This is a genomic window from Kitasatospora sp. NPDC048296, assembly GCF_043201815.1.
Lineage (GTDB): Bacteria > Actinomycetota > Actinomycetes > Streptomycetales > Streptomycetaceae > Kitasatospora.
The window spans coordinates 1-1,524 of record NZ_JBICZB010000212.1 but is presented as its reverse complement, the minus strand read 5'-3'; the positions used below and the strand labels follow the sequence as shown (position 1 = coordinate 1,524).

Genomic DNA, 1,524 nt, shown 5'->3' with positions numbered 1-1,524 from the left:
TCCGACGCCAGCAGGCATGCGCCGAGCGGCCGACGACCGATCCCGCCGATCACGACCGCTCGGCCGCTTGCCGGTTACTGAGACACGCTCCTAGCTGGACACCCGCTCTTCGTGGACACCAACACCGTCTTGGAAAAGCACGATCTCAAGGTTGGCAGCCGCACCACGAACGGCGTAAGGGGCATCAAGGGAATCCTCGGCATTGTCGAGGAGTATGGCCCTGAGATCCTGGACCAGTCACTTGCTATCGCCGAGGCCGCTTGGGGCCGCACCCCCGACACGTGGCACTCCGTCACCATTGGCGGTATCGCTATCGTGGTATCCAAGCATCCGGATTTGGTCAAGCCCCAGGAGCTGGCACAAAAGCTCAAGCGTCAGGGCGACCCCCTTTCCTTCAAGGCCAAGATCCAGACCATCGCCACGAACAACAACACCCGAGCCGACGGCACCAAGGGACGCCTGAAGGCAGCTCACCTGGCAGTTGCGTCGGCCTGGAACTCCAGCCGGCGTGTCAACCGCATCCCCGTCCCGAATATCTTCGAGTAGTCCCGCCCAGCAAATACGCTGCCCCGCTCTGGATCTCCGGCGCGGGGCAACGCTGCGCCTTACCGCCATCCCCTCCCGAGGCTACGGCTTGAGCTGAGCGGGTGGTCCCCTCCTCGATCGGGCAGCTTCGCCGCACCCGGCCCCTGGAGGTTCCGGGTACGCCCTTGGGTGGCCGATCGAGGAGGGGGATTCCCGCGACCCGCCCACGATCACCCCGTCGAAGCCGAGCCCGTGTGCCTGCCCCTGGTCCCCTCCGAGGAGGGCCGGGGTTTGGGGCAGCGCCCCAAGGCTCTGACGCGCGCTGCCCGCCGGTGGTCCCGGTAGGGGGTCTGATGGGGTGCCTTGCCTCTCCTGCTCAGCCGTGTGGGGTGGAAGTTGGTCCTTTCCGTTTCCGCCCCGGCCTTAGCTTGTCGTTTTACCTTCGGTGATCGACTCGAGGTTGTTCGAGCTGGTCACCCACATGGGGATCTGCCGGACAAGGTGACGACCTCCGCCTCACGCTGTGTGATGTCGAGTCGCACAACAGAGCCGGAGGTCGTCGGTGTCGATTGTGGCCCCTGAAGCCGTTCACCAGCAGGCAATCTCGGAACTGTCCACCTTTCGAATGGACTTGTACGCCGCGATGCCCCGCCGCACGGACGCACTGTTCGAGCTGTCGGATGCCCTGCTGTGCGCTGACGGTCCGGTCCGCGCCCTGGTCGAGCTGGCCCTGGCGCCCGAGCACCGGCGCTCGCATGCCTCCCTGTACGCCGCCTTGAACCGGGGAGACCTTGACCCTGACCGCCTTCGGGCCGCGATCGCGGCCCGAAGCGTGCCCCGCGGCCCGGGTGGACGGATCGTGCTCGCCGTCGACGTGTCCGCCTGGCTGCGGCCGGACGCCACACTGAGCTTCCCCCGGTGTGCGGGAGGTGCTGATCAGCTGGTCAGAAGGGGTTGGCGGGGTTTCAGGTTCACTTGTTCGGCCGTCGCGTGGTTGGC

Annotated in this window: 2 protein-coding genes; both read left to right on the top strand. The window is 66.5% G+C overall.

The window, feature by feature from the left end:
• The first annotated feature begins 111 nt into the window (after nt 1-111).
• Entirely contained in the window at nt 112-546 is a 435-nt protein-coding gene (locus ACGF12_RS38540; RefSeq protein WP_393041321.1) for a hypothetical protein, read from the top strand.
• Nucleotides 547-1,087: 541 nt separating this feature from the next.
• Nucleotides 1,088-1,524: transposase (locus tag ACGF12_RS38535; protein WP_393041318.1), on the top strand; the 437-nt coding region annotated here is incomplete at its 3' end.